This window comes from Micrococcus sp. 63XJN7_6_ISO-PGPR-S23-444 (assembly GCF_058072765.1).
In genome coordinates this window covers 163,703-189,890 of sequence record NZ_CM176516.1, presented here as the reverse complement: position 1 = coordinate 189,890, position 26,188 = coordinate 163,703, and the positions used below count along the sequence as shown (strand labels likewise).

23 protein-coding genes and 1 pseudogene are annotated in these 26,188 nt (G+C 73.4%); 7 read left to right on the top strand and 17 right to left on the bottom strand.

Annotation, left to right across the window (positions count from 1 at the left end):
• Positions 1-2: 2 nt before the first annotated feature.
• Positions 3-518, top strand: coding sequence for a CoA-binding protein (locus AC3RJ9_RS00890; RefSeq protein WP_041104443.1), 516 nt, complete (start codon positions 3-5; stop codon positions 516-518).
• A gap of 74 nt (positions 519-592) precedes the next feature.
• Positions 593-1,639: a formimidoylglutamase gene (gene hutG / locus AC3RJ9_RS00885; protein WP_144861871.1), complete on the top strand. Its 1,047-nt coding sequence runs from the start codon at positions 593-595 to the stop codon at positions 1,637-1,639.
• 40 nt (positions 1,640-1,679) lie between these two features.
• On the opposite strand, the gene AC3RJ9_RS00880 is transcribed toward hutG, so the two are convergent.
• Positions 1,680-2,357, bottom strand: coding sequence for a GntR family transcriptional regulator (locus AC3RJ9_RS00880; RefSeq protein ID WP_041104439.1), 678 nt, complete (start codon positions 2,355-2,357; stop codon positions 1,680-1,682).
• A gap of 104 nt (positions 2,358-2,461) precedes the next feature.
• On the opposite strand from AC3RJ9_RS00880, the gene AC3RJ9_RS00875 reads away from it, so the two are divergent.
• A complete protein-coding gene (locus tag AC3RJ9_RS00875) occupies positions 2,462-3,124 on the top strand; it encodes a flavin reductase family protein (RefSeq protein WP_144861869.1) in 663 nt (220 codons plus the stop codon).
• Positions 3,121-4,431, top strand: coding sequence for an MFS transporter (locus tag AC3RJ9_RS00870; protein ID WP_041104434.1), 1,311 nt, complete (start codon positions 3,121-3,123; stop codon positions 4,429-4,431). The genes AC3RJ9_RS00875 and AC3RJ9_RS00870 overlap by 4 nt, the downstream gene beginning before the upstream one ends.
• Before the next feature lie 125 nt (positions 4,432-4,556).
• Here the strand turns inward: AC3RJ9_RS00870 and hutH are convergent, their stop codons facing one another.
• The 4 genes from hutH to hutU form a co-directional block, all read right to left on the bottom strand.
• Positions 4,557-6,170, bottom strand: coding sequence for a histidine ammonia-lyase (gene hutH / locus AC3RJ9_RS00865; RefSeq protein ID WP_041104432.1), 1,614 nt, complete (start codon positions 6,168-6,170; stop codon positions 4,557-4,559).
• A gap of 29 nt (positions 6,171-6,199) precedes the next feature.
• Positions 6,200-7,405, bottom strand: coding sequence for an imidazolonepropionase (gene hutI / locus AC3RJ9_RS00860; protein ID WP_036384398.1), 1,206 nt, complete (start codon positions 7,403-7,405; stop codon positions 6,200-6,202).
• A gap of 47 nt (positions 7,406-7,452) precedes the next feature.
• Positions 7,453-8,829 (bottom strand): YjiH family protein, encoded by a 1,377-nt coding sequence (locus tag AC3RJ9_RS00855; RefSeq protein ID WP_119217593.1) that lies wholly within the window; start codon positions 8,827-8,829, stop codon positions 7,453-7,455.
• 117 nt (positions 8,830-8,946) lie between these two features.
• Positions 8,947-10,644: a urocanate hydratase gene (gene hutU, locus AC3RJ9_RS00850; protein ID WP_041104428.1), complete on the bottom strand. Its 1,698-nt coding sequence runs from the start codon at positions 10,642-10,644 to the stop codon at positions 8,947-8,949.
• Positions 10,645-10,794: 150 nt separating this feature from the next.
• Here hutU and AC3RJ9_RS00845 point away from each other — a divergent pair, with 150 nt between their 5' ends.
• Positions 10,795-11,508, top strand: a complete 714-nt coding sequence (locus AC3RJ9_RS00845; protein ID WP_041104426.1) for an IclR family transcriptional regulator — start codon at positions 10,795-10,797, stop codon at positions 11,506-11,508.
• A gap of 114 nt (positions 11,509-11,622) precedes the next feature.
• Here AC3RJ9_RS00845 and AC3RJ9_RS00840 read toward each other — a convergent pair whose 3' ends face one another.
• Together AC3RJ9_RS00840 and AC3RJ9_RS00835 are read right to left on the bottom strand one after the other, a co-directional pair.
• Complete coding sequence (locus AC3RJ9_RS00840; protein ID WP_036315779.1) at positions 11,623-12,162, bottom strand: hypothetical protein; 540 nt, start codon at positions 12,160-12,162, stop codon at positions 11,623-11,625.
• Positions 12,163-12,299: 137 nt separating this feature from the next.
• Positions 12,300-13,085, bottom strand: coding sequence for a carbon-nitrogen hydrolase family protein (locus AC3RJ9_RS00835; protein WP_036315777.1), 786 nt, complete (start codon positions 13,083-13,085; stop codon positions 12,300-12,302).
• Positions 13,086-13,255: 170 nt separating this feature from the next.
• On the opposite strand from AC3RJ9_RS00835, the gene AC3RJ9_RS00830 reads away from it, so the two are divergent.
• Positions 13,256-15,475: a catalase gene (locus tag AC3RJ9_RS00830; RefSeq protein WP_020624966.1), complete on the top strand. Its 2,220-nt coding sequence runs from the start codon at positions 13,256-13,258 to the stop codon at positions 15,473-15,475.
• Positions 15,476-15,601: 126 nt separating this feature from the next.
• Here AC3RJ9_RS00830 and AC3RJ9_RS00825 read toward each other — a convergent pair whose 3' ends face one another.
• The gene (locus AC3RJ9_RS00825; RefSeq protein WP_206495682.1) at positions 15,602-16,891 is read right to left on the bottom strand and encodes an adenylosuccinate synthase; all 1,290 of its coding nucleotides are present in this window, start codon (positions 16,889-16,891) and stop codon (positions 15,602-15,604) included.
• A gap of 136 nt (positions 16,892-17,027) precedes the next feature.
• On the opposite strand from AC3RJ9_RS00825, the gene AC3RJ9_RS00820 reads away from it, so the two are divergent.
• The gene (locus tag AC3RJ9_RS00820; RefSeq protein WP_127435374.1) at positions 17,028-17,579 is read left to right on the top strand and encodes a hypothetical protein; all 552 of its coding nucleotides are present in this window, start codon (positions 17,028-17,030) and stop codon (positions 17,577-17,579) included.
• A 21-nt stretch (positions 17,580-17,600) separates the two neighbouring features.
• Here the strand turns inward: AC3RJ9_RS00820 and bioD are convergent, their stop codons facing one another.
• From bioD to AC3RJ9_RS00775, 9 genes and pseudogenes are all read right to left on the bottom strand, one after another.
• On the bottom strand, positions 17,601-18,308 hold the full coding sequence (gene bioD / locus AC3RJ9_RS00815; protein ID WP_098093797.1) for an ATP-dependent dethiobiotin synthetase BioD: 708 nt from the start codon (positions 18,306-18,308) through the stop codon (positions 17,601-17,603).
• Positions 18,290-20,761: an aminotransferase class I/II-fold pyridoxal phosphate-dependent enzyme gene (locus tag AC3RJ9_RS00810; RefSeq protein WP_241252370.1), complete on the bottom strand. Its 2,472-nt coding sequence runs from the start codon at positions 20,759-20,761 to the stop codon at positions 18,290-18,292. Before AC3RJ9_RS00810 ends, bioD begins: the two co-directional genes overlap by 19 nt.
• Entirely contained in the window at positions 20,758-22,146 is a 1,389-nt protein-coding gene (gene bioA / locus AC3RJ9_RS00805) for an adenosylmethionine--8-amino-7-oxononanoate transaminase (RefSeq protein ID WP_036315772.1), read from the bottom strand. Before bioA ends, AC3RJ9_RS00810 begins: the two co-directional genes overlap by 4 nt.
• 7 nt (positions 22,147-22,153) lie before the next feature.
• Positions 22,154-23,392, bottom strand: coding sequence for a biotin synthase BioB (gene bioB / locus AC3RJ9_RS00800; protein ID WP_489727668.1), 1,239 nt, complete (start codon positions 23,390-23,392; stop codon positions 22,154-22,156).
• 107 nt (positions 23,393-23,499) lie between these two features.
• Entirely contained in the window at positions 23,500-23,874 is a 375-nt protein-coding gene (locus AC3RJ9_RS00795) for a hypothetical protein (RefSeq protein WP_342344712.1), read from the bottom strand.
• 125 nt (positions 23,875-23,999) lie between these two features.
• Positions 24,000-24,593, bottom strand: a complete 594-nt coding sequence (locus tag AC3RJ9_RS00790; RefSeq protein WP_241252553.1) for a GNAT family N-acetyltransferase — start codon at positions 24,591-24,593, stop codon at positions 24,000-24,002.
• 93 nt (positions 24,594-24,686) lie between these two features.
• Positions 24,687-24,862 (bottom strand): annotated as a pseudogene (locus tag AC3RJ9_RS00785) (transposase); the annotation flags it as partial.
• A gap of 115 nt (positions 24,863-24,977) precedes the next feature.
• Positions 24,978-25,664 carry a helix-turn-helix domain-containing protein gene (locus tag AC3RJ9_RS00780; RefSeq protein WP_036317302.1) on the bottom strand — a complete coding sequence of 229 codons (687 nt, stop codon included), beginning with the start codon at positions 25,662-25,664 and terminating at the stop codon, positions 24,978-24,980.
• Positions 25,665-25,957: 293 nt separating this feature from the next.
• Complete coding sequence (locus tag AC3RJ9_RS00775; RefSeq protein ID WP_186315055.1) at positions 25,958-26,125, bottom strand: recombinase family protein; 168 nt, start codon at positions 26,123-26,125, stop codon at positions 25,958-25,960.
• Positions 26,126-26,188 lie beyond the last annotated feature (63 nt).

The following is a 26,188-nucleotide window of genomic DNA, read 5'->3' as shown; positions in this document are numbered from 1 at the left end:
CCATGAGCACCACCCACCCCGAGCGCACCTGGACCGGCCCCGGCGCCCCCGAGCGCCTGGCGATCCTGCGGCGCACCCGGTCGATCGCGATCGTCGGCGCCTCGGACAAGCCGGCCCGTGCGTCGTACTTCGTGGCCACGTACCTGCTGAGCTCGACCACGTACGACGTCTACTTCGTGAATCCCGTGCTCGCCGCGGCCGGCAAGGAGATCCTCGGCCACCGCGTGTACGCCTCGCTCGACGACCTGCCCGTCACCCCGGACCTCGTGGAGGTGTTCCGCAAGTCCTCCGACGCCCCCGAGGTGGTGGCGGACGCCGCCCGCGTGGGCGCCCGGACCGTGTGGCTGCAGCTGGGCATCTGGAACGAGGACGCCGCGCGTCAGGCCGAGGCCGCGGGCCTGGAGGTCGTGATGGACCGCTGTGTGAAGATCGAGCACGCCCGCTTCCACGGCGGGCTCAACCTCGCCGGCTTCGTCACCGGCGTGATCAGCTCGCGGCGCCAGGAACTGGACCGCTAGGCGGACGACGCCCCGTGTCGGGCGTCGTCCGGCCCTCGTTGCGCACCCGCCCGTCGATGGCGTGAGATGGGCCCATGACCTCCGAGCTCCCCTCCTCGTCCCTCTCCCCCGCCTGGACCGGCCGCACCGACGGCGACACCCCCGAGCACCTGCGCTGGCACCAGGTCGTCCGCCCCGCCGACGGCCGCGGCGAGCCCACGACGACGCAGCGCCACCCCGGTGCCGGCGCTCCGACGTCGGGCGCGCGGTCCACGGCGCTCGTCGGCTTCGCCTCGGACGAGGGCGTGCGCCGGAACCACGGCCGCGTGGGCGCCGAGGACGGCCCGGAGGCGCTGCGCGGTGCGCTCGCCTCGCTCGCGTACCTCGAGGGCACGGGCGCGCTCGTGGACGCGGGCGACGTGTCCGTGGACCGCGGCGACGACGACGCCCCGGGCGAGCTCGAGGCGGGCCAGGCCGAGCTGGGCACGGTGGTCAGCGGGCTGCTGAACGCCCACGACCTGGCCGTGGTGCTCGGCGGCGGACACGAGACCGCCTACGCCTCGATCACGGGCCTGATCGGCTCCACGCGCGTGGGCGCGGGCACGCGCGTGGGCATCCTCAACCTGGACGCGCACTTCGACCTGCGCGAGGCGCCGCGGCCCAGCTCCGGCACCCCGTTCCTGCAGGCGCTGCGGGACGCCGAGGGGGCGGAGCATCAGCTCTCCTACGCGGTGGTGGGCATCAGCGAGGCCAACAACACCCGGGCCCTGTTCGACACCGCGCGCGAACGCGGGGTCACGTGGGTGACCGACGAGCAGGCCCAGACCGCCGACGTCACCGGCGTCCGCCGCTGGGTGCGCTCGTTCATCAACGCGGTGGACGTGCTCTACCTGACGATCGACCTGGATGTGCTGCCGGCCGCCGTCGCCCCGGGGGTGAGCGCACCGGCCGGCTTCGGCGTGCCGTACGAGGTGATCCACGCGTGCGCGCTGGAGGCCACCCAGTCCGGGAAGCTGGCCCTGGCCGACGTCGTGGAGCTCAACCCCGCCCTGGACGTGGACGGCCGCACGGCGAAGGCCGCGGCCCGGCTGATCCACACGGTCGTCAGCCGTCACCGGACGGACGCGTCGCTGCTGGCCTGAGCGGGCCGGGGGTCCCTTCCGGCGCGGGGGGCCGCGGGCGTCAGCGTCCCTCCGCCCACGGGGCCGGGGGCTCGGCGCTGCCGTGGGCCGCGCGTCGGGCGGCGTAGTCCAGTGCCGAGCGTGCCAGGAAGTCGTGCAGGGCCAGCACCCCGGCCCGGGCTCCTGCCGAGTCCCTCCGGGTCACCGCCTCCAGCGCCGGGACGTAGAACGCCCGGCCGCGTTCGACCTCGTCGGGCAGGCCCTTCGTGGTGGCGAGCCAGAACCGGCGGCACAGCCCCTGGAGCGGGACCAGAGAATCGGCGAGATAGCGGTTGTTCGCGATCGTGCGCAGGAGTTCGTGCGAGCGCCCGACGGCGGCGACGTACGCCGGCAGGTCCTCCACCGTGCGCAGGTGCCGCACGTGGGCCGCGACGGCGGCCAGCTGCTCCTCGTCCGCCCGTGCGCAGGCCAGTCCCACGGCCAGCGCCTCGAGCGACCGCCGCACCTCCAGCCTCTCCAGCTGGTCGTCCACGGAGATCGGGGGCACCTGCAGGCCACGTCCCCCACCGGCCAGGAGCCAGTGGTCTCGGATGAGGCGTTGCACGGCCTCGCGCAGGGGCGTGCGCCCCGTCTCGGCGGCGTCGATGAGGGCCGCCTCGCTGAGGATGGCGCCCGGTGGCAGCTCCCCGGTCTCGATCTTCTGCGTCAGGCGGGCGTAGGCCTCCTCCGACTTGTTCATGGGCCCAGCCTAGGCAGTCATCTTCCCCCCCCTCCGCTTGATATATCCGGAATATGCGGCGTAGCGTGGCCCACATCCTGTTACCGGCATCACATGGAGGACCCGTGAAGTACCGCCCGCAGCACGAGGCCAACCCCCTGCCCTTCTCCCCCTTCAAGAGCTCCACCGTGCCGCGGCCCATCGGCTGGCTGTCCTCCGTGAGCACGGACGGCCGGGAGAACATCGCCCCCTACAGCCAGTGGCAGAACCTCACCTTCGACCCGCCCATGGTGATGTTCTCCGCGAACCAGTACCCGGACGGACGCCGCAAGGACACCGTCCTCAACGCGGAGCAGACCGGCTGGTTCGTGTGGAACATGGCCACCTACGACCTGCGCGAGGCCGTCAACGTCTCCGCCATGGCCCTGGAGCCGGGCGAGAGCGAGTGGGACCGCATCGCGGAGCACGGCGTCACCAAGGTCTACGCGGACGCCCACCCCATCCCGATGGTCGCCGAGTCCCCCGTGCGCTTCGAGTGCCGCTACCACTCGACGCACCGCATCAAGGGCGACTCGAACGTCGGCACCATCGACGTGGTCTTCGCCCACGTGGACACCATCCACATCGACGACGACGTCATCACCTCCGACGGCCGCCTCGACATCCCGCGCATCCAGCCGATCGCCCGCCTGGGCTACTTCGACTACACCGTGGTGCGGGAGACCTTCGAGATGCGGGTGCCCGGCGCCGACGGCGATGCCCAGGCCGGCCTCGAGGGGCGGTCATGAGCACCGCGGCCACCGGTGCGGCCCGGCCCGCTCCCGTGCCCGGGGCCCGCCCCCGGAGCCTGAAGGACATGCTGGCCGTGAACTTCGGCAACGCGCTGGAGTGGTACGACTGGAACGTCTACACGATCTTCGCCCCGGTCTTCGCGGCGCAGATCTTCCACGCGGACAACCCCACCTCCGAGCTGCTCGCCACCCTGGCCGTCTTCGCGGTGGGCTTCGTCGCCCGCCCCATCGGCGGCTACGTGTTCGGCGCCTACGCGGACCGGGTGGGCCGCAAGCGCAGCCTCTTCGCGGCGATGATGATCACCGCGCTCGGCAGCCTGATCATCGCCTTCACCCCCACCTACGGCACGGTGGGCGTCCTCGCCTCGGTGATCCTCGTCATCGCCCGTCTGCTGCAGGGCCTGGCGCACGGCGGCGAGATGGGCACCTCCGTGACCTACCTCGTGGAGCGGGCGCCGCAGGGCCGGCGCGGGCTGTTCGGGGCGACGTCGTGGGTGTCCGTGGTGGTGGGCACGATCCTGGCGACACTCGTGGGCCTGGCCGTCAACACGCTGCTCTCCCACGAGCAGGTGGCGTCCTGGGGCTGGCGCGTGGCGTTCGGCATCGGCGGCGTCCTCGGCCTCTACGCGCTGTACCTGCGCCGGAGCCTGACGGAGTCGGAGCACTTCACGGCGGCGCAGCAGGTGGTGCCCACCGCCGACGACGCTCCCCGCCGGGAGCCGGGTGCGGTGTGGCGCGGCCTGCTGACGATCTTCCTGGTCTCCGCGGGCGGCTCCCTGATGTTCTACACGTGGCTGATCTACCTGCCCACGCACGCGCAGGTGGCCCATCAGATGGACAAGTCCACCACCCTCTCGGCCTCGCTCGTGGCCCAGGTGATCTTCCTGGTCGCCATCCTCGGGGCGGGCCTGCTGGGCGACCGGGTCGGCCGCCGCCCGCTGGTCATCGCCTTCGGCCTGCTCTTCGTGGTGCTGCCGTTCCCGCTGTTCGGCATGCTGGACGGCACCTTCGCCTCGTTCCTGCTCGTGCAGACCATCGCCCTGCTGGCCGTGGCGCTGCTGTTCGGCGTCAACGGCGCCGTCTGGTCCGAGGCGCTGCCCACGGCGGTGCGCGCCAAGGGCGTGGCCACCATGCTCTCACTGGCCACCGCGATCTTCGGCGGCACGGCGCCGTACCTGATCACGTGGCTGACGGCGCAGGGGTGGACCAGCGCGTTCCCGATCTACCTCATGGTGGTCGGCGGCCTCACCGGCCTGACCGGCCTGTTCATGAAGGAGACGAAGGACGTGGACCTGGCGGCCTGAGCCGGGGCCAACCGACCCGACCCGCAGGCCGCCCCTCCACACACAGAGTGGTCACGACACGCCGTCTCGCGCAGACGCACGCGGCGTGTCGTGACCACTCTGCGGCGTCGGATGACGCTGTGGCGTCAGTGCCCCTCGGCCTCGGCGCCCTCGGACTCCTCGGCCAGGTCCTGCGGCTCGGCGTCGGCGGACACGCCCGCGAGCGCCTCCGCCACGGCGGCCAGCACGGACCCGTCGCGCAGGGCCTGCTCGGCGGCGGCCAGCTGCGGGGCCATGTACTGGTCCGGGCCGGGGCCGGGGACACCGGCCTCGCGGATCACGCGGACGGCGGCACCGGTCGCGGCGGAGGGCTGCAGCGGGGCGCGCAGCTCGATCGCGCGGGCGGCGGCCACGAGCTCGACGGCGAGCACCCGGCGGAAGTTCTCCACGGCCGAGCGCAGCTTGCGGGCGGCGTGCCAGCCCATGGAGACGTGGTCCTCCTGCATCGCGGAGGACGGGATGGAGTCCACGGACGCGGGCACGGCCAGGCGCTTCATGTCCGAGACGAGCCCGGCCTGCGTGTACTGGGCGATCATCATGCCGGAGTCCACGCCCGGGTCGTCCACGAGGAACGCGGGCAGCCCGTGCGAGCGGGCCGGGTCCAGCATGCGGTCGGTGCGGCGCTCGGACATGCTGGCGACGTCGGCCACCGGGATGGCCAGGAAGTCCAGCACGTACGCCACGGGCGCCCCGTGGAAGTTGCCGTTCGAGCTCACCCGGCCGTCGTCGAGCACCACCGGGTTGTCCACGGTCGCGGCGAGCTCGCGCTCGGCCACGGTGCGCACGTACGCGAGGGTGTCGCGGAGGCCGCCGGCCACCTGCGGGGCGCAGCGCAGCGAGTAGGCGTCCTGCACGCGGGAGTCGCCCTCCTTGTGGCTGGCCACGATCGGCGAGCCCGCCAGGATCTTCAGCATCCGGTCGGCGGAGGTCGCCTGGCCCGGGTGGGGGCGCAGCGGCAGGTGCAGCTCCGGCACGAACACGCGGTCGGTGCCGAGCAGCGCCTCCACGGACATCGCGGCGGTGAGGTCCACGGTGTCGGCGAGCTCCTCGAGGTCGGCCAGCGCCATGATCAGCATGCCGAGCATGCCCTCGGTGCCGTTGACGAGGGCCAGGCCCTCCTTCTCCCGCAGCTCGACCGGCTCGATCCCGGCCTCGGCGAGCGCCTCGCCGGCCGGACGCAGCGCGCCGTCCGTCCCGACGACGTCGCCCTCGCCCATCAGCGCCAGGGCCACGTGGGAGAGGGGGGCGAGGTCACCGGAGCAGCCCAGGGAGCCGAACTCGCGCACGGCGGGGGTGATGCCCGCGTTGAGCATGGCCACGAAGGTCTCGACCACCACGGGGCGCACGCCCGTGCGGCCGGAGGCCAGCGTGGTGGCCCGCAGGAACATCAGCGCGCGGACGACCTCGCGCTCCACCACGGGGCCCATGCCGGCGGCGTGGGAGCGGATCAGGGACTTCTGCAGCTGCGCGCGGGACTCGAGCGGGATGTGCTTGTCCGCGAGCGCGCCGAAGCCGGTGGACACGCCGTAGGTGGGCGTCTCGGCCTCGGCCAGCGCCTCGACGTGGCGGCGCACCGCGCCGACGGTCTCGAGCACGTCGTCGGCGAGCACCACGCGGGCGTCGTGGCGGGCCACGGCGACGACGTCGTCCAGGGTGGCCCCGGACGTGCCGAGCGTGACGGTGACGGGAGGGGTGGTCATGGTGATGCGTTCTCCTTGCTGTCGGTCGATCAGACGGCCCGGCGGCCCGCGCGCCAGACCGCGTGGGTCAGCGGCATGCCGGGGCGGTAGGCCAGGTGGATGGCGGCGGGGGCGTCGAGCACGTGCAGGTCGGCGCGCTTGCCGACCTCGAGGCTGCCGACGCGGTCCTGCGCGCGCAGGCCGAGGGCCCCGCCGAGGGTGGCGGCGCGCACGGCCTCGGCGAGGGTCAGGTGCATCTGCAGCACGGCGGTGCCCACGTTGAAGTTCATGGACGTGGTGTAGCTGGTGCCCGGGTTGCAGTTCGAGGCCAGGGAGACCTCGATGCCGGCGTCGAGCAGACGACGCGCGGGCGCCAGCGGGGCGCGGGTGGACAGGTCGCACGCGGGCAGGCAGCCGGCCACGGTGCCGGGCGTCCCGGTGGCGGAGGCGCGGTCCCAGTCGGCCCAGGTGCCGGCCAGGGCCTCGACGTCCGCGTCGGAGAGGTGGTTGACGTGGTCCACGGAGGCGGCGCCGAACTCCACGGCCACGCCCACCCCCGGGCCCTGCTCGATCTGGTTGCCGTGCAGGCGCACGCCCAGGCCCGCCGCCACACCCGCGGCGAGCACGCGGCGGGTCTGCTCGGCGTCGAAGGCGCCGGTGTCGCAGAACACGTCCACCCAGCCCACGTGCTCCCGCACGGCCGCGAGCATCGGCCCGACGACGTCGTCCAGGTAGTCCTCCGCATCCCGGCCCGGGGGCACGAGGTGGGCGCCGAGGAAGGTCACCTCGTCCACGAGGCCCTCCTCGCGCAGCCCGGCCAGCAGGCGCGCGTGGCGCGCCTCCTCCTCCACGGTGAGCCCGTAGCCGGTCTTGGTCTCGAGGTAGGTGGTGCCGCCGGCCACCGCGTCGGCCACCCGGCCGCGGACCAGCTCGGCCAGGCGAGCGTCCGAGGCGGCGCGGGTGGCGGAGGTGGTCACGCCGATGCCGCCGGCCGCGTAGGACTCGCCGGCCATGCGGGCCTCGAACTCGGCGGAGCGGTCCCCGTCGAACACGAGATGCGTGTGGGAGTCCACCCAGCCGGGCAGCACGGCGCGGCCCTCGACGGACACCCGGTCGTCCGCCTCCGGGGCGTCCGCGGCGGGGCCGATCCAGGCGATGCGCTCGTCCTCGACGACGACGGCCGCGTCCGTGAGCACCCGCCCTTCGGGGTCGACGGTGGTCAGCTCGGCGATGTCGGTGATGAGCGTGGAGCGCATGGGGGCCTCTCTGCGGGACGGACGGGGGTGGGCCGGTGGGGCGGGCCTCAGGTGAGCGCGGCCACCAGGTGGGCCAGCGGCGTGGCCAGCACGATGGTGAGCGCCACGCGCTCGACCCAGATCACCAGGAGGTGCCACATCTTCACGGGGATGTCCGTGGCCAGGATGGCAGGAACCACCGCGGAGAAGAAGATGATCGCGGAGACGCAGACGACGCCGATCACGAACCGGGCGACGAGGTCCTCGTGACCGGCCGCCATCGTGGCCGGGATGAACATCTCGGCGATCGAGGTGGCGGAGGCCGAGGCCAGCAGGCCGGGGTCGGAGTAGCCGAGCGCCCAGAACAGCGGGTAGAAGATCACGCCGATCCACTCGAACACGGGCGTGTACGTGGCCAGGACCAGGGCGATCAGGCCCACGGACATGATGGACGGCAGGATCTGGAGCACCATCACGAGTCCATCCCGGAAGTTGACCCAGATGTTCTTCGGCAGGGACGGGGCCTCGGCGAGGGTCTGCTCGGCGGCGCGACGGGCCACGCGGAAGCGGTCCCGGGTGACGGCCTGCTCGGGCGAGTGGGTGACGCCCGGGTAGCACTCGTCCGGGATGCGGCTCAGCGGCGGGATGCGCACCGTGATGGCGGTGACCGCGAACGTCACCGCGAGGGTGCCGAAGAAGTACCAGAGCCAGATGTCCATCAGGCCCAGCGTCTTGGCCACGATCACCATGAAGGTCGCGGACACCGTGGAGAAGCCGACGGCGATGATCGCCGCCTCGCGGGCCGTGTAGCGGCCGCCGGTGTACATGCGGTTCGTCAGCAGCAGGCCCAGGGCGTAGGAGCCCACGAAGGAGGCGACGGCGTCGACGGCGGCGCGGCCGGGCACGCGCCAGATCGGCCGCATGGCCGGGTGCAGGTAGACGCCCACGAACTCCATGAGGCCGTAGCCGATCACGAGGGCCAGGAAGACGCCGCCGATGGGGACGATCAGGCCCACGGGCACCACGAGCTTGTCCATCAGGAACGGGCCGATGCTCTCGTCCAGGATCCAGCTCGGGCCCACGCCGAACACGACCATCGCCGAGGCGACCAGGCCGAGCACGGCGAGGAAGGCGAAGACCGTCCGGGTGGTGCTGGTGCGCCAGCGGCCCGAGGCGAACGGGTACACGGCGCCGGCGGCGATGATGGCCATGCCCACCCAGCGGTCGGCCGGGCCGAGCAGCCCGCGCACCCAGGTCACCAGGTGGTCCAGCGGGATGGAGCTCGCCCCGTTGATCGTGACGGGCACGAAGAACATGACGATGCCGATCGCCGAGTAGACGATCATGCGCCAGCGCGCCGGCGGGCGGGGCGCGTCGGCCTCGATCGCGGCCATCGCGGTGGTGTCGGTGTGCAGCTCGTGGTCTGCGGGGCGGGACGAGTCCATCGTGGTGTCCTTTCGATCGCGAGCCGGACGGGCGTCCGCCCGTCCGGCTCGCGGCGGTGAAGCCGTCGGACGGCGACGGCGCGGCGGCACCGTCGCCGTCCGACGACGTGACCGGGGTCAGTCCCGGATCGTGGCCTCCATGGGCACACGGACGCCGCGCTCGGCGGCGACCTCGACGGCGCGGGAGTAGCCGGCGTCGACGTGGCGGATGACGCCCATGCCGGGGTCGTTGGTGAGCAGCGCCTCGAGCTTGGCCGCGGCCAGCTCGGTGCCGTCGGCAACGCCCACCTGGCCGGCGTGGATGGACCGGCCGATGCCGACGCCGCCGCCGTGGTGGATCGACACCCAGGTGGCGCCGGAGGAGGTGGCGGTCAGGGCGTTCAGCAGCGGCCAGTCGGCGATCGCGTCGGAGCCGTCCAGCATGGACTCGGTCTCGCGGTACGGGGAGGCCACGGAGCCGGAGTCGAGGTGGTCGCGGCCGATCACGATCGGCGCCTTGACCTTGCCCTCGGCCACGAGCTGGTTGAAGAGCAGGCCGGCCTTGTGGCGCTCGCCGTAGCCCAGCCAGCAGATGCGGGCCGGCAGGCCCTCGAACTCCACGAACTCGGCGGCGCCGTCGAGCCAGCGGTGCAGGTGCTCGTTCTCGGGGAACAGCTCCTTCAGGGCCTCGTCGGTCACGCGGATGTCCTCCGGGTCGCCGGAGAGCGCGGCCCAGCGGAACGGGCCGAGGCCCTCGCAGAACAGCGGGCGGATGTAGGCCGGGACGAAGCCCGGGAACTCGAACGCGCGGGAGTAGCCGGCCTTGCGGGCCTCGTCGCGGATGGAGTTGCCGTAGTCGAACACCTCGGCGCCGATGTCCTGGAAGCCGACCATGGCCTCGACCTGGCGGGCCATGGACTCCTGGGCCTTCTTGGTGAAGGTGTCCGGGTCGGCCTCGGCCTCGGCGTGCCAGTCCTTCTCGTCGATCTCGATCGGCAGGTAGGACAGCGGGTCGTGCGCGGAGGTCTGGTCGGTGACGATGTCGATCTCGACGGTGCCGGCCTTCTGGCGCTCGAGCAGCTCGGGGAACACCTCGGCGGCGTTGCCCACGAGGCCCACGGAGACGGCCTCGCCGTCGCGCTTGGCCTGCATGACGCGCTCGACGGCCTTGTCGATGTCCGTCTCCACCTCGTCCAGGTAGCGCTTGCCCATGCGACGGCGCAGGCGGTCCTCCGAGACGTCCACGATCAGGCAGACGCCGCCGTTGAGGGTGACGGCCAGGGGCTGGGCGCCGCCCATGCCGCCGCAGCCGCCGGTGAGGGTGAGGGTGCCCTGGAGGGAGCCGTCGTAGCGCTTGCGGCCGATCGCGGCGAAGGTCTCGTAGGTGCCCTGCAGGATGCCCTGGGTGGCGATGTAGATCCACGAGCCGGCGGTCATCTGGCCGTACATCATCAGGCCCTCGGCCTCGAGCTTGCGGAACTCCGGCCACGTGGCCCAGTCGCCCACGAGGTTGGAGTTGGCGATCAGCACGCGCGGGGCCCACTTGTTGGTGCGGAACACGCCCACCGGCTTGCCGGACTGCACCAGGAGGGTCTCGTCCTCCTCGAGGTCCTTGAGGGTGGCGACGATGGCGTCGTAGGCCTCCCAGGAGCGGGCCGCGCGGCCGGTGCCGCCGTAGACGACGAGGTCCTCGGGACGCTCGGCGACCTCGGGGTCCAGGTTGTTCATGAGCATCCGCAGCGGGGCCTCGGTCTGCCAGGACTTGGCGGAGAGCTCGGTGCCGCGCGGGGCGCGGATGGTGCGGGACGGGTCGTGCTGGGTGAAGCCCTCGGCCATGGCAGTTCCTCTCGACGGGGTGCGTGCGCCGCCGGGACGGGTAGCCCCGGTGATTTCACGGCTCGGCATGCACTTTCCGAACATTGAAACAGTGACTCGGCTCACGCGCAAGCCCGATCCGCGTGTCCCGCACCCGTTACGCTCCCTCTCATGACCACCACCCCCACCGCCTCGACGCGCACCGTGGACCGGGCCCTGGACCTGCTCGCCGCCGTCACCGAGCAGCCCCGGCTGAGCCTGACCGAGGCCGCCCGCGCCACGGAGCTGCCGGCGTCCACGGCGCTGCGCCTGCTGCGCAGCCTCGAGGGATCCGGCTTCGTGGCCCGCGACGACGACGGCGCCTACCGCCCCGGCGTGCGCCTCATCCAGCTCGGGGCGCGGGCCTTCTCCCGAGACTCGCTCGTGCAGCTGGCCCGCGGGCCGATGGACCACGTCGTGGCCGCCACGGGCGAATCCGTCTACCTCTCGGTGACGACCCCTCCGGACTCCGCCGTCTACCTGGCGATCGTGGAGGGCACGCACTCCGTCCGCCACACGAACTGGGTCGGACGCACCGTCCCCCTGGCGGGCACGGCCGTGGGCGACGCCCTGCGCGGCAGCGTGGCCGCGGGGGACTACACGCTGCGCACCCGTTCCGTGGAGAAGGACGTCACCTCGCTGTCCGCCCCCATCAGCGTGGCGGGCACGGTGGTCGGTGCGCTCAGCACGCTCGTGCCGGCCTACCGCTGCACGGACGAGCTGGCGGACCGGTGCGGGGCGGCCCTCGTCGCCGCCACCGGCGAGCTCGCGCACCTGCTCGGGGCGGCCGACACTCCCAGGGAACGCCCAGCCGACTCCCCTGGAAAGCCCAAGGCGAGTTCGTAGGCTGAAGCCACCTCATCGAAGGTGCGAGTGATGACGGAGAAGGCCCCGGGCCCGGCGAGAGCCGGAACCGGGGCCTTTCTCTGCGGCCGGCGCCCGAGGCGCCGGTTGCGGGGATCAGCGGCGGGAGGAGACGACGCCCGCCCAGAGGCCGCCGAGCAGGCCCGCCACCGGCAGCATCCAGAACAGGTGCAGGCCCGCCCCGTAGAGGACGGTGTTGGAGAACACCGCGAACAGGCCCACGGCACCGAGGAAGCCGCCGACCACGCCACCGACCACGTAGCGCACGACGGAGCGGGCAGCCCCGCCCATCAGCAGCACGACCAGGTAGCCGGCCGCGCCCGCCAGGGCGCCGCCCACCAGGCCGAACATGAACGACTGCACCAGCACGACCCAGCCGTGGCCGGTCTCGCCCAGCGCCACGGAGCCGTTCGGATCACCCAGGTCGCCGGTGAGCACGCGCACGACGTTGCCGATGATCACGACGAGCACCGAGACGAGGATGACGCGGTTGGTGAAGCCCCAGCCCTCCACCGGGCCCAGCGGCTCGAGCACCTCCTCCTCCACCACGGCGTGGCGCACGGGGCGGGCCGGGGCGGTGTGGGCGTTCGCGGCGTGGGGCTGGACGGCGTGGCTGCCGTCGGCGTTGATGGTCATCTCTGATCTCCCGTCCCGCCCCGGGCGGGGCGCGTTCCGAGCGCCGGGGCGCCCGTCTGGTTGCACGTCTGACGTGATTTTAGGCTTTTCCCAGCCCGAGGGGGTAATGGTGACCCGTCCGCCGGGCGGGGGGCGGCTCAGAGGACGTCGGTGCGGCGGTTGGCGAGCGAGGGGAGGAACTCCCGGACCTCGTCGATCCGCTCGCGGGTGACCTCCGCGGTCACCACGGCCTCCCGCTCGTCGGCGAGCTCGGCGACGGGCAGCGCCAGCGGGTCCACGATCATCGAGTGGCCCACGGTGCCGTCCGAGCACGTGTCGGCCGCGGCCACCCACACCGTGTTCTCCACCGCGCGGGCCTTGAGCAGGGTGCGCCAGTGGTCCACCTTGTGCTCGCCGGAGAACCACGCCGCGGGGATCACGAGCACGTCCGCGCCCTCCACCGCCAGACGCCGGGACAGCTCGGGGAAGCGCAGGTCGTAGCAGGTGAGCAGGCCCAGGCGGAGCCCGCCGAGCTCAATCGCCGCGACGCCGCCGTCGCCGGGGGTGATCCGGTCCGACTCGCGGTGCGCGAACGCGTCGTAGAGGTGGAGCTTGCGGTACGCGCCCAGCCGGGCGCCGTCCGCGCCCACCGCCAGCAGCGTGTTGTAGGGACGCCGGTCCGGTCCCGGCTCGTAGCCGCCCGCGACGACGGCGATCCCGTGCTCCCGCGCCAGCGCCGCCAGGCCCGCGGCGAACGGCTCCCAGGCCGCGGCGACGGCGTCGGGGAACTCCTCCCCCACCTCGCGGGCCCCGAGCATGGCCTCCTCGGGCAGCACCAGGAGGTCCGCCCCCTCGCCCGCGGCGCGGGCGGCGAGGCGGGCCATCACGGCCAGGTTCTCCTCGACGTCGCCCACGGGCCCGAACTGTCCGACGCTGATCCTCATGCCCCCAGGGTAGCCAGGCCCCTGCCGGTGGCCGTCAGCCCTGGTCAGCGCTGGGGCCAGCCGCCACGCTGGGGACCGGGCACGACGTCGGCCCGCATCGGCCGCCGTCGTCCTCCGCCCCCGATCCGCGCGGCACCGCGCGGCACGTCGACACCACAGGAGCAGACGCGATGACCACCCAGCAGCCCGACATCCCCGGCACGCCGGGGCCGATCACCCCCGACCTCGAGGAGCACACCGCCCTCACCCACCCGGACCAGCCCGTGGCCGTCCCGGCCCCGGACCAGCGCGGTCCGGCACAGGTCTCCCCCACCGGCCAGGACACCGGCGCCGACCCCGCGACCGCCGCGCAGGGCTGCCCGTACCTGACCACCGCGCACGGCGTGCGCCTGCAGGACTCGGACCACTCGCTCAAGGCCGGCCGCCGCGGCCCCACCCTCCTGCAGGACCACCACCTGCGGGAGAAGCTCAGCCACTTCGACCACGAGCGCATCCCCGAGCGCGTGGTCCACGCCCGCGGCGCCGGCGCCCACGGCGTGTTCCGCGGCTACGGCACCGCCGCGAAGATCAGCCGGGCCGGACTCTTCGCCAAGGACAAGGAGACGGAGGTGTTCGTCCGCTTCTCCACCGTGGCCGGCTCCCGCGGCTCCATGGACCTGGCCCGCGACACCCGCGGCTTCGCCACCAAGTTCTACACGGACGAGGGCACGTGGGACCTGGTGGGCAACAACATCCCCGTGTTCTTCGTGCAGGACGCCATCAAGTTCCCGGACGTGGTGCACTCGGTGAAGCCGCACCCGGACCGCGAGATCCCGCAGGCGCAGTCGGCGCACGACACGTTCTGGGACTTCGTGTCCCTGCACACCGAGGCCCAGCACCACACCCTGTGGAACATGTCCGACCGCGGCATCCCGCGCTCCTACCGCATGATGGAGGGCTTCGGCGTCCACACCTACCGCCTGATCGCGGCGGACGGCTCCACCGTGCTGGTCAAGTTCCACTGGAAGCCGATGCTCGGCGTGCACTCCGTGACCTGGGAGGAGGCGCTGCTCACCAACGGCATGGACCCGGACTTCCACCGGCGTGACCTCGCCGACGCGATCGAGGCCGGCGCCTTCCCCGAGTGGGAGCTCGGCGTGCAGGTGTTCGAGGACAACGAGGAGCAGATGTTCGAGGGCATCGACCTGCTCGACCCCACGAAGCTGGTCCCGGAGGAGCTCGCCCCCGTGCAGCCCCTCGGCCGCATGACGCTGAACGCCAACCCGTCCAACTACTTCGCGGAGACGGAGCAGGTGGCCTTCAACCCGGCCAACCTCGTGCCCGGCATCGACGTCACCAACGACCCGCTCCTGCAGGGCCGCCTCTTCTCCTACCTGGACACGCAGCTCACCCGCCTCGGCGGGCCGAACTGGAACCAGCTGCCCATCAACCGCCCGCACGCCCCGGTCAACGACATGCTGCGTGACGGCTTCCACCAGAGCGCCGTGCATCGCGGCGTGGCGCCGTACCGGCCCAACTCGCTCGACGGCGGCCTGCCGTACGAGACCCCCGCGGACGACCACGCGTTCATCGAGCACCCGGAGCCGCTGCCGGCCTCGGTGAAGGAGCGCGCGCACGCCGCGTCCTTCGACGACCACTTCTCGCAGGCGCGCCTGTTCTTCCTCTCCCTCTCCGAGGTGGAGCGCGAGCACGTGGCGCAGGCGTACACGTTCGAGCTCGGCAAGTGCTACGAGCAGACCATCCGCGAGCGCCAGCTGGCCCACCTCGCCGCGATCGACACGCGACTGGCCCAGCAGGTCGCGGACGGCCTGGGCATCCCCGTCCCCGCGCCGACCGAGACCCCGGCCGACGTGCAGCCCTCCCCCGTGCTGTCCCAGATCGGCGGCGCGTGGCCGCTCGACGGCCGTCAGGTCGGCGTCGTGGTGGGCGAGTCCGTGGACGAGAAGGAGCTGGACGCCCTCGTGCAGGGCATCCACGGTGCGGGCATGGTCCCGCTGGTCATCGCACCGAAGGGCGGCCCCGTGGCCGGGGAGATCGTGGCCCAGCGGACCTACCTGACCGCCGCGTCCATCGAGCTGGATGCCGTGGTCGTGGCCTCGCCGGCGGCCCCCGCCGCAGACGCCGCCCCCAGCCTGGACCAGAAGGCCGGCGCCGCCGACTCCGAGGCGGTGGACCCGCGCGTCGTCAAAGTGCTGCAGGAGATGTGGCGCCACTCGAAGGCGATCCTCGCCCTCGAGCCGGCGGAGGCCGTCCTCGCGGCCGCCCAGGTGTCCGGCAAGGGCGTCGAGTCCGCGGCGGACGGCGCGGCCGCCGTGGCGGCGCTGAAGCAGCTCCTGCCCGCGCACCGCGTGTGGGACCGCTTCCCGACGACGGGCCGCCTGGCCGACTGACCGGCGGACCCCCGGGCGCTTTCGAACGTGAGATAGGGCCTATCTCACGTTCGAAAGCGCCCATTCGCCCTCTTTCACGTTCGAAAGTGCAGGCCAGGGCGGGCCGGGCCGGGGCGGCGGGCCGGGTCAGTCCTCGATGAGGTCCCGGACCTGGACCACCTGGTCGCGGCCCGGGCCCACGCCGATCGCGGAGATCCGGCACCCGGAGAGCTTCTCGAGGGCCTCCACGTAGCGCTGGGCGTTCAGCGGCAGATCCGTGAACGCGCGGGCGCCCGAGATGTCCTCGGTCCACCCGTCGAAGTGCTCGTACACCGGCTTCGCGTGATGGAACTCGGTCTGGGTCATGGGCATGCGGTCGTGGCGCACGCCGTCCACCTCGTAGGCCACGCACACCGGGATCTTCTCGATGCCGGTGAGCACGTCCAGCTTGGTGAGGAAGTAGTCCGTGAAGCCGTTGATCCGCGCGGCGTAGTGGGCCATGACGGCGTCGTACCAGCCGGTGCGCCGCGGGCGGCCGGTGTTCACGCCGAACTCGCCGCCGGTGGTGCGCAGCTGCTCGCCCATCTCGTCGAAGAGCTCCGTGGGGAACGGGCCGGCGCCGACGCGCGTGGTGTAGGCCTTCACGATGCCGATGGTCCGGGAGAAGCGGGTGGGGCCGATGCCCGCGCCCACGGCCGCGCCGCCGGCGGTCGGGTTGGACGAGGTCACGAACGGGTAGGTGCCGTGGTCCACGTCCAGGTAGGTGGCCTGGCCGCCCTCCATGAGCACCACCTTGCCCTCGTCCAGGGCGTCGTTGAGCAGGTTCACGGAGTCCACGACCATGGGGCGCAGGCGGTCCGCGTAGCCCAGGAAGTACTCGGCGATCTCGTCCACGGTGACGGCGCGGCGGTTGTAGAGCTTCACCAGCAGCTCGTTCTTCTGCCGCAGGGCGCCCTCGATCTTCTGCCGCAGGATCGACTCGTCGAAGATGTCCTGCACGCGGATGCCCAGGCGGGCCACCTTGTCCATGTAGGCGGGCCCGATGCCGCGGCCGGTGGTGCCGATCGCGCGCTGGCCCAGGAACCGCTCGGTCACCTTGTCCATGGTCTGGTGGTACGGCGCCACGAGGTGGGCGTTGGCGGAGATCTTCAGGTGCTCGCACGAGTGGCCGCGGGACTCGAGCCCGTCGATCTCCTCGAACAGCGCCTCCAGGTTCACCACCACGCCGTTGCCGATCACGGGCGTCGCGTTGGGCGAGAGGATGCCGGCGGGCAGCAGCTTGAGCTCGAACTTCTCCCCGTTGACGACGACGGTGTGCCCGGCGTTGTTGCCGCCGTTCGGCTTGACGACGTAGTCCACTCGCCCGCCCAGCAGGTCGGTGGCCTTGCCCTTGCCCTCGTCGCCCCACTGGGCTCCGACGATCGCGATCGCTGGCATCTGCATCTCTCCTCAGGGCCGCGGGTCGCCCCGGACCGGCCCGTACATGGAAAACGCCCCCTTACGGTGCACGCGGAGGCCGTACCCCCGAATCCTACCAGCGTGACGGATGCCACCCTCTGGCTACGCTGATTCCATGAGCACCGCAGCGCCCCACGCCCAGCACTCGGAGTTCGCCTCCCCGGCCCCCGCCCGCAAGGGTCCGAGCGTGGGCACGTGGCGCCCCTGGGCCGTGCTGCCGTGGGCGCTGGTCCTCCTCGCCCTGCCCCTGATCGCGCTCGCCCTGCGCTCCAACTTCGGCGCGAACGGCTGGATGACGGTCATCTACATGGTCTTCGGGGCCCTGCCCCACGAGCTCTTCCTCATGGTCATGGTGGGGAGCCTGTTCCTCCTGCCCCGCGTGAACCCGCAGGACGAGCAGCGGGGCGGCATCCGGCTGGGGCGCTTGCTGCACACGCTGCTGGGCGTGTCCTGGGGGTCCTTCGCGCTGGCCGCGATCATCTTCCCCGACGGCGGCGACCACCCGGACTCCGGCGCCACGACCCCGGTGCTCATGGACCTGCTCGGCACGAGCACCGCGATGGACGTCGGCCTCGTGGGCGGCCTCGCCCTCGTGGCCGTCAGTGCGCTCACCGGTCTCGCGGTGATCGTGGTGTGCGTGGTGCGGCGGATCCGCGCCGTTCGCTGAGCACGCTCCCGACGACGGCGGTCAGCGCGCCGACATGACGCGCGGCGGGGTGCCCCGCGGCACCGTCTCCAGCACCGCCCCGTGGGCGCCGGCCAGGCGGGCCAGGAACACGAGGTTGGCCCGCTCGACGGGGTCTGGGTCCGCGGCCACGCCGCTGACGAGGATCCGCTCCGGCGCCACGCCACGGGCGGCGGCGTGCTCCACCGTGAGGCGCGCGTGGTTCTGCGTGCCCAGCCCGGGGCGCGCCACGACCGTCAACCCCGCGTCGAGCCCGGCCGCCCGCAGCGCGCGCACGGCGTCCACAGGCCCCTCGTCGGCCTCGGTCCACGCCACGGTGATCCCGCCGGCGCCCTCGATGAGCAGGTGGTCGACGCCCGCGGCGAGGCCACGCCACCGGCCCAGCTGCTCACCCAGAGGCGGCAGAGGGGGCGTCCCCTCCCCCGCGTGGGCGACCGCGTCCACGGGGGCCATCGCGGGGCCGACCCGCGCCCCCTCGGACACGGTCAGGCGGGCCGGAGCGGCGGCGTCGAGCGCGCCGGATGCGGCGGCCGCGGCCACCAGGTCCCGGACGGTCTCGACGTCGCCGGCCTCCCCCGGTGCGACGCCCGTCTGCACCGGCTTGTCCACGTGCACGCGGAGCCCGGCCACCAGGGCACGGGCCGCGAGCGCGGCGGTGCCCCACGTCTTGCCGACGTCCGTGTCCGTGCCGGTCACGACCTCGATGCGCATGTGTCCACTCCACTCTGCTCGATTCGGATGTCCTCGCCGCCGTGCCACGGTCCGGGCGTCACGAGCATGTGCTGCGGCGCCTGGAAGGAGAGCAGGCGCAGCCACGTCGCCGGCGGCCCGGTGAGCCGGGCGTCCGGCAGCAGGCGGGCGACCTCGCGGACCACGAGGGCGGTCTCGAGCTCCGCGAGCCCGGCCCCGAGGCAGCGATGCAGGCCGAAGCCGAAGGCGAGCCGGGCGTCGTCGTGCTGTTCGCCGCTGAGGTGCAGCAGGAGCTCGTCGCCGGCGCGGACCTCGTGCTCGCCGACGCGGACGTCCGCCGTGGCGAGGCGCCGCCAGGTGGGCACCGAGGAGCTCGTCCGGAGGCACTCGGCCACGAGCTCGGCCGCGGCCGCCTCCGCCGCATCGGCTCCGGCGCCCCCGTCCGCCCCGGCGCCGAGCGCGGCCCAGCGGGCGGGGTCGGCCAGGGCGCGGGTGAGCGCGGTGGAGATGAGCAGCCGGGTGGTCTCCTGCCCGGCGATCACCAGGAAGTAGCCGAGGGAGACGATCCGCTCGTCGTCGACGCCGGCCTCGTGCAGCGCCGCGAACAGGTTGCCGGGCTGTGCGTCGTCCCCGCGCGCCTCGACGACGGCCCCGCGCAGCCACCGGTGGAAGTCGGCGGCGGAGCGGGCGAGCCGCAGCTGGCGGTCCTCGTCCGGCCAGCCCCAGAACAGTTCGAGGGAGTCGGCGCTCCAGCGGTGCAGCTGCGCCTCGGGCGGGTTGGGCACGCCGGTCAGGGCGGACATCACGCGCGCCGGGACCGCTGCCGCCACGGTGGTCGCCAGGTCCACGGCCCCGCCTGCGCGGCCGGTGTCTGCGAGGGCGGCCGTGAGGGCCGTCCGGGTGGTCGCGAGGATCCGGCCGCGGGCTTCGCGCACCTTCGCCGGGGAGAAGAACGGCGCCACGACGCGACGCACCGCCCGGTGCTCCTCCCCGCCGGCGGAGGCGAGCACGGGCGGCAGCCGGAAGCGGGCGGCGGCGAGGATGCGGCGGGCCGGGCCGCTCAGCGGGACGACCGCCGTGAGGGCGTTGTCCGAGGCGAACGTCCCGGGGTCGGTGAGCACGCGCCGCAGGTCGGCGGGATCGGAGATCCGCAGGTGGTCGCCGCGCACGGCCTCCGGCCGCGGGTCGCCGTGGGCGAACGGGCAGCCCGTGGACGCGCCCCACGCCCGGGCGGCCACGCTCGCCACCGCCTCCAGCGCCGCCCGCAGCCGGGGCTCGGGGACGGCGGTGGTCACGCTCACGCGGAGGCGGGCGATGCCGTCGGGCACGCTGGGCGGGCGGAAGCATCCCACGAGGACGCCGTGCGCGCGCAGCTCCGCGGCCGCGGCGACGGCCTGCTCCGGTCCGGGCATGCGGATCGAGTGGACGGCGCCCGCCCCGACCTCCACGTGCCCGGCCAGCTCGGTCCGGCGGGTGAAGACGTCCACGGCCGTCTCCCGGGCCCGCGCGAGCCGTGCCGCGGGCTCCCCCGTGGCGGCGATCCGGCAGGCGGCCGCCGCGGAGGCGGCGAGCACGGGGGCCAGGGCCGTGTCGAAGACGAAGGTGCGGGCGGTGTTGAGCACGTGGTCGCGCCAGGACCGCGCGGCGGGCCCGCCGAACAGGGCCAGACCGCCCTGGCCGCCGAGGGCCTTCGAGCAGGTGGCGGTGACCACGACGGGCGCCTGCCCCGCCCACAGTCCCAGGGCGCCCGTGCGGCTGCCGCCGGGGACCACGCCGAGCGAGTGGGCCTCGTCCACCACGAGCAGGGCGCCGTGTTCGGCGGCCAGGGCGGCCAGGGCAGGCAGGTCGGCCTCGTCCCCCAGCACGGAGTACAGGGACTCGACCACCAGCACGATCCGTCGCGCCCGCCCTTCGGCGCGCAGCCGGCCGAGGGCGGCCCGGAAGGCGGGCACGCTGTTGTGCTCCACCGTGGTGACCGACGCGCCCGGCAGGGGGGCGAACGCCCCTGAGCGGGCGGTGGCGGCGAGGGCGGTGCCGTCGCGCAGGCTCGCGTGGGCGTGCTCGTCCAGGAGGAAGGCAGTGCCCGGCCCGGCCAGGGCGCCGAGGACGCCGAGGTTCGCGGTGTAGCCGGAGGAGAAGGCGAGGGCGGCATCCGCGCCGGCCAGCGCGGCGGCGGCGGACTCGAGGTCGGCGTGCGCGGGATGCGTCCCCGTGACGACGCGGGAGGCCCGCGCCCCGACCGGTCCCTCGGTGGCGACGCGCGCGGCGGCGGCCCGCACGTCCGGGTGGGCGGCCAGGCCCAGGTAGTCGTTGGCGGCCAGGTCCACGACGTCCGACGACGGCGCGCCCGGCTCCGGCGGTTCGGCGCGGCGCTCCAGGCCGCGGCGCGCGCGGACGGCGGCCCGGGAGCCCAGCCACGAGGACCAGGGGTCGGCGGGCGTGCTCGTGGCCGCGCCGGCCTCGGCGGTGCTCATGCGCAGACCTCCTCGACGGCCCCGGTGACGGCCGCGCAGATCGTGGCGACGTCGTCGTCGGTGCTCACGTAGGGCGGCATCACGTACACCAGCCGCCGGAAGGGGCGCACCCACGCACCGCGGGCGACGGCGGCCCGAGTGACGGGCTCGACGTCCACGGTCCGGTCCAGCTCCACGACGCCGACCGCACCCAGGACCCGTACGTCGGTGACCGCGGGCAGGTCGGCGGCCGCCGCCAGCCCGGCGCGCAGCCCGGCCTCGACGCGGGACACCTGGGCGGCCCAGCCGTCGCGCGGGTCGGTGAGCAGGTCGAGGGACGCGGAGGCGACCGCGCACATCAGCGGGTTGCCCATGAACGTGGGCCCGTGCAGGAGAGCCCCGGGCATGCCCCGTTCCCGCCGGGAGACCGTCTCGGCGACCTCGGCGGTGCACAGCATGGCCGCGCCCGTCATGGTGCCGCCGGTGAGCGCCTTGCCGAGGCACAGCACGTCCGGGGCGACGCCGGCCCCTTCGCACGCGAGCCAGCGGCCGGTGCGGCCGAAGCCAGTGGCGATCTCGTCGGCGATGAGCAGGAGCCCGTGCTCGTCGCACAGCTCGCGCAGCACGGTGAGGCAGCGCGGGTCGTAGACGCGCATGCCCCCCGCCCCCTGGAGCACGGGTTCAAGGATCACGCCGGCGATCTCGTCCGCATGCGCGGCGGTGAAGGCGCGGGCCTCGTCCTCCCACGCGGCGAGGGCGGCGTCGTCGGCCTCCCAGTGGCCGGCCGGAGCGGCGTCGGGTGCCGTGGGTGCCGCGGCGAAGCCCTCGGGCACCCAGCGTGCCGCCGGCGGGCGGGGCAGGAACAGATGCCGAGCCACGAGCGAGGTGAAGGCCGCGTGCATGCCGTCCACGGGATCGCACACGCCCATGGGCGCGGCGGTGTCCCCGTGGTAGCCGCCGCGGACCGTGAGGAATCGGCGGCGGCTGGGCCGGCCGCGCGTCGCCTGGTACTGGAGGGCGAGCTTGAGCGCGACCTCCACCGAGACCGAGCCGGAGTCGGCGAGGAACACGTGCTCGAGCGCGGCGGGGGTGTGCGCGACGAGCCGTTCCGCCAGGTCGACGGCGGGCGCGTGCGTGAGCCCGCCGAACATGACGTGCGGGAAGGCCGCGGCCTGCCGGGTCAGGGCCTCGACGAGCGCGGGGTGCCCGTGCCCGTGCACCACGGACCACCAGGACGCCATCGCGTCGATGGCGCGGTGACGCTCCCCGCCCGGCCCCTCGAGGTCGAGGTGGACGCCCCGGGCACCGCGCACGGCGTAGAGCTGGCGGGCGCCGGCGGCCCCGTAGGGGTGCCAGAGGTGGGCGGCGTCGCGGTCGAGGAGGCCGGCTTCAGCGGGGGCGGTCACGGTGCGCTCAGGCGTTGGCGGGCTCGGCCGTGCCCGCGCCCCGGCGGCGCAGCTCGGGCTTCACGGTGCCCTCGGCGCCCGTGTCGGGGCGGACGTCCTCTGCGGCCCCGGCCTCCGCAGTGACGGCCGCACCGGAGCCGCACGGGCCGGCGTCGTCCGTGCCGCCGCAGCAGCCGCCGGCCGAGGCGCCGTCGTCGGCCGCGGCCTGCTGCGCACGCTCCTCGGCGCCGAGCACGGTGAAGCCGGCGTCGGCGATCATCTGCAGGTCCGCCTCGGCGTCCTGGCCCTCGGAGGTGAGGTAGTCGCCGAGGAAGATCGAGTTGGCCACCTGCAGGCCGACCGGCTGCAGGGAACGCAGGTGCATCTCGCGGCCGCCGGCGATGCGCAGCTCCTTGTCCGGGCAGGCCAGGCGGACCATGGCGAGGATCCGGAGGCACTCGAGCGGGGTGAGCTGCTGGTGGCCCTGCAGCGGGGTGCCGTCGAAGGGCATGAGGAAGTTGACGGGGATGGAGTCGGAGTCCAGGTCGCGGAGCGCGAGGACGGCCTCGACGAGCTGCTCGTGCGTCTCCCCCATGCCCGCGATCAGGCCGCTGCAGGAGGACAGGCCGGCGGCGCCGGCGCGCTGCACGGTGTCCACGCGCTGCTCGTAGGTGTGGGAGGTGCAGATGGACTCGTAGTGGGACTCGGCCGTGTTGAGGTTGTGGTTGTAGGCGTCGACGCCGGCGTCCTTGAGCTTCTCGGCCTGGCCGTCCTTGAGGAAGCCGAGGCACGCGCACACCTCGACGTCCGGGTGCTGGGCCTTGAGGTCGCCGACCATGCCGGCCACGCGGTCGACGTCGCGATCCGTGGGGCCGGTGCCGGAGGCGACCATGCACACGCGCGAGGCGCCGCCGGCGATGCCCAGGCCCGCCTGGCGGACGGCCTCCTCCGGCTTGAGCCACGTGTACCGCAGGATCTCGGCCTCGGTGCCGAGACGCTGGGAGCAGTAGGTGCAGTTCTCCGGGCAGAGGCCGGTCTTGAGGCTGACCAGGTAGTTGACCTTGACGGTGCGGCCGAAGTGCTTCTCGCGCAGGCGCGAGGCCGCCGCGACGATGCGGAACGTGTCCGCGTCCGGGGCGTCCAGCACAGCGACGGCCTCCTCAGCGGTAAGCACGTGGCCCGCCTCGATGCGGTCCACGAGGGCCTCGGGGTCGAGGGCGGCGGCGGGGCGGGGGTCGACGGCGGGGGCGTCCTGGGTGGCGGTCATGCGGGCCTCTCCGGTGGGCGGGGCTCGGCCCCGGGTGGGTCTGACCCGAGGGACTCTAACAGTGTTAATTGAACAGTGTTCAGGAGCGGGGGGCCATGACCCCGACGTCAGCGCCTGCGCCGGTCCAGAGGGACCGGCTCGGGCCGGGGCTGCTCCTCGAGCGTCGTCGCCGCGAGGATGCCGTGGGCGGCGGCAGCGAGCACCGCGCCGAGCGGACCGGCCCCGACCGCCCGGACGCCGGCGTCGTCGATCACGTTCAGCACCAGCCCCGGAACGACCGCGGCCCCCATCAGCAGCATCACCCACGCGGTGGAGCCGGCTCCGGCGTCGAACACGTTGCGGCGAGCCCGCTCCGCCTCGACCCGGTGATGCACCCCTCGCAAGGCGAGCATCGCTCCGAGGGCCGTGAAGGCCACCAGCGTCAGACCCCAGCCCAGTCCCAGGTCCTGCCGCAGTCCCGCGAACACACCGGCCGAGCCCACCAGGGCAGACGCTACACCGGTGCGCCACCGCCACTCACGCTCATTCCCCACCCGGCTCACAGCCCCATGCTGGCACACGGCCCTCGGCGGTGGAGCGGTAGATCATGCGGTCGTGGCCGGCGGGATCACTCCCGCGTGAGGGACAGATGGAACTCTGAGGCGAGCATCGCGTAGGTGGCGCCATCCACCCAGCCGCGCGTGAGATGCAGAGACTCCTCCTTGAACGTGCCCTCGTGACGCATCCCCACCTTCTCCATGATGCGCAGACTCGGAGCGTTGTCCGCGAAGGCATGAGCCTCCACGCGCCGCACACCCAGATCGTCGAACACGAAGCCCAGCAGGGCTCGCGCAAGCTCGGTGCCATAGCCCTGCCCGGCCTGGCGCGGATCGATCGTCCAGCCGAGCTCGGCCTGGGCGTCCCGGGCTTCCTCCCGCGGGCCGCCCTGACTCCACGCGTCCTGCACCGCGACCTTCCCGACACCGACGATGACGTCTCCGGCCCGCACGGTGAGACGGTCCCCCGCCCCGAGGTAGGACTCGCGCAGCGCGTTCTCACTCTCCGGGCGGCCGGAGGTCCACGACCACACCTGCTCACGACGGCAGAAGCTCCACACGGCGGGTGCATCGAGACCCCGGAACGGGGTGAGGGTCAGCCGGCGGGCTCGCAGCGGGAAGCAGACGCCTCGACTCGCGGCGAGCTCCAGGAGAGGGGTGGCCATGACAGACAGGGTACGAACAAAAGTTCTCGAGTCAGCCCCCGGACAGACCAGTGCCCGCACCCTGCGTCGATGTCAGATCCACGCGGCCTCTCAGGGCCCGTTGACCTCGGGCAGATCCCGCCACGGAGTCCCGCACCTGCACTGGCAGATGATCGCTTCGACCATCGTGCGGGCATCCGAGAAGGGTCGGCCCTGCTGGCCCGTGCGGTCTGGAGCAGCGGGGCGATCAGCTCCGATTTGGCGTCGGAGACGACCTGGAACCGGGACATGGCTCCCCGGATCTCAGCGGGTCCCTGGAGCCATTCTCAGACACGCCCTAGGCCATCTCCAGCGCCGAGGCCCGCCTCACATCCGAGGAGGTCCTCCACGCTCAGGTGACGCGGCTCAGACACGATGCAACAGTCGATCGAGGGCCTCTCGCCCGGCGGCCCGCTCACGGACGTCGTCGGAGTCCATGAGGTCCAGCGCCACGACTGTTTCAGTGCGAAGCAGGGCGGAGGGATCCACGGGTGCAGGTATGTGGCGGATCACCACTTCCCCCGCCGCCGAGGCGTCGAGGCGGAGCCGCGACTGGAGAGCCTCCAGGTCGCCGAGCAGATAGCCCTCCTCCCGCTGGTTCCCTTCGACAGCGGCGAGCCCGAAGCGGCGGGCGAGATCCGACTGATCCAGGGCGGACACCCCCGAGGGCACGAGAACGTCGGCGAGCTTGGCTCGGGCTCGAGGCGAGGCGTGGAACCGGTGGGGCCGGGCCCTGTTCTCAGCCAGTCGGTGCATCTCGGCAGCGGTGAGCGTTCGCAGCCGGGAGCGCAGACGGGAGATCCGCGGCTGGTCGAGGAAGGCCCGTCCGTTTCCTCCGGCAAGGAGGTCGACGGCGGCCCAGGCGGTCCGCGGAGCCCAGGTGCGGCCGATACCCGGCGCCCTGCGGGCACGACGGGCCAGGGCGCGCTCATCGATGAACCAGGATTCTCCGAGGCGGCGGGCCGGCACATCACCGCGCTCGACGAGACGCCGCACATAGCGGTCGGAGACCTTGAGGCGCTCGGCGGCCTCCCCCACCGTCAGAAGAGTCATGCAAGAAGAGTACCGGAGTCGGGCCTGTTCATGCATGCCCGGGGAGCCCTGGCTTTGAGACCCTGTCATGCCATGCGCCGAGAGCGCGTGGCCCTCTCTCTAGAGCCGTACTCCACCAGAGCGGAGACGCGAGGGCCATCGACAGCAGCGCTTGGAAGGAAACAACACGCCCCAGGGCGATCCCTTCGGCCTGGCGCTCCTTGATCCTTCGACGCGCGAACTCAGCGAATGCGGCCTGGATGCCGAGCATGAGTCCGGCTACGGGGGAAGTGCCGGGCCTGGGCACCGTGATCTCACTCGGTCGAGACCCGCACGGTGCATCCCTTGTCGGTGAGCTCGTCCACGATCGCGTACAGATTCCGGGTGACCCGGCCGAGCCGGGCCACGACGTCGTCGACCGCTGGGGGATCGACCGCGCCGGCACTCTCGTCAGCGAGCTCCCGGCCAGGGACGCGGCCCACGTCCCGCCCACGACGATCGAGCGCCTAGAGTGATCCACATCACTCTCGCCGTGGCCTCTCACC

What these genes read in the sequence shown, in the direction of transcription:
- bioB (WP_489727668.1), bottom strand. Translation starts at nt 23,392, where the DNA reads ATGACCGCCACCCAGGACGCCCCCGCCGTCGACCCCCGCCCCGCCGCC.
- hutG (WP_144861871.1), top strand. Translation starts at nt 593, where the DNA reads ATGACCTCCGAGCTCCCCTCCTCGTCCCTCTCCCCCGCCTGGACCGGC.
- AC3RJ9_RS00855 (WP_119217593.1), bottom strand. Translation starts at nt 8,829, where the DNA reads ATGGACTCGTCCCGCCCCGCAGACCACGAGCTGCACACCGACACCACC.
- AC3RJ9_RS00790 (WP_241252553.1), bottom strand. Translation starts at nt 24,593, where the DNA reads ATGGCCACCCCTCTCCTGGAGCTCGCCGCGAGTCGAGGCGTCTGCTTC.
- hutH (WP_041104432.1), bottom strand. Translation starts at nt 6,170, where the DNA reads ATGACCACCCCTCCCGTCACCGTCACGCTCGGCACGTCCGGGGCCACC.
- AC3RJ9_RS00825 (WP_206495682.1), bottom strand. Translation starts at nt 16,891, where the DNA reads ATGCCAGCGATCGCGATCGTCGGAGCCCAGTGGGGCGACGAGGGCAAG.
- AC3RJ9_RS00840 (WP_036315779.1), bottom strand. Translation starts at nt 12,162, where the DNA reads ATGACCATCAACGCCGACGGCAGCCACGCCGTCCAGCCCCACGCCGCG.
- AC3RJ9_RS00810 (WP_241252370.1), bottom strand. Translation starts at nt 20,761, where the DNA reads ATGAGCACCGCCGAGGCCGGCGCGGCCACGAGCACGCCCGCCGACCCC.
- AC3RJ9_RS00820 (WP_127435374.1), top strand. Translation starts at nt 17,028, where the DNA reads ATGAGCACCGCAGCGCCCCACGCCCAGCACTCGGAGTTCGCCTCCCCG.
- AC3RJ9_RS00870 (WP_041104434.1), top strand. Translation starts at nt 3,121, where the DNA reads ATGAGCACCGCGGCCACCGGTGCGGCCCGGCCCGCTCCCGTGCCCGGG.
- AC3RJ9_RS00845 (WP_041104426.1), top strand. Translation starts at nt 10,795, where the DNA reads ATGACCACCACCCCCACCGCCTCGACGCGCACCGTGGACCGGGCCCTG.
- AC3RJ9_RS00830 (WP_020624966.1), top strand. Translation starts at nt 13,256, where the DNA reads ATGACCACCCAGCAGCCCGACATCCCCGGCACGCCGGGGCCGATCACC.
- AC3RJ9_RS00835 (WP_036315777.1), bottom strand. Translation starts at nt 13,085, where the DNA reads ATGAGGATCAGCGTCGGACAGTTCGGGCCCGTGGGCGACGTCGAGGAG.
- hutI (WP_036384398.1), bottom strand. Translation starts at nt 7,405, where the DNA reads ATGCGCTCCACGCTCATCACCGACATCGCCGAGCTGACCACCGTCGAC.
- bioD (WP_098093797.1), bottom strand. Translation starts at nt 18,308, where the DNA reads ATGCGCATCGAGGTCGTGACCGGCACGGACACGGACGTCGGCAAGACG.
- AC3RJ9_RS00880 (WP_041104439.1), bottom strand. Translation starts at nt 2,357, where the DNA reads ATGAACAAGTCGGAGGAGGCCTACGCCCGCCTGACGCAGAAGATCGAG.
- AC3RJ9_RS00780 (WP_036317302.1), bottom strand. Translation starts at nt 25,664, where the DNA reads ATGACTCTTCTGACGGTGGGGGAGGCCGCCGAGCGCCTCAAGGTCTCC.
- hutU (WP_041104428.1), bottom strand. Translation starts at nt 10,644, where the DNA reads ATGGCCGAGGGCTTCACCCAGCACGACCCGTCCCGCACCATCCGCGCC.
- AC3RJ9_RS00890 (WP_041104443.1), top strand. Translation starts at nt 3, where the DNA reads ATGAGCACCACCCACCCCGAGCGCACCTGGACCGGCCCCGGCGCCCCC.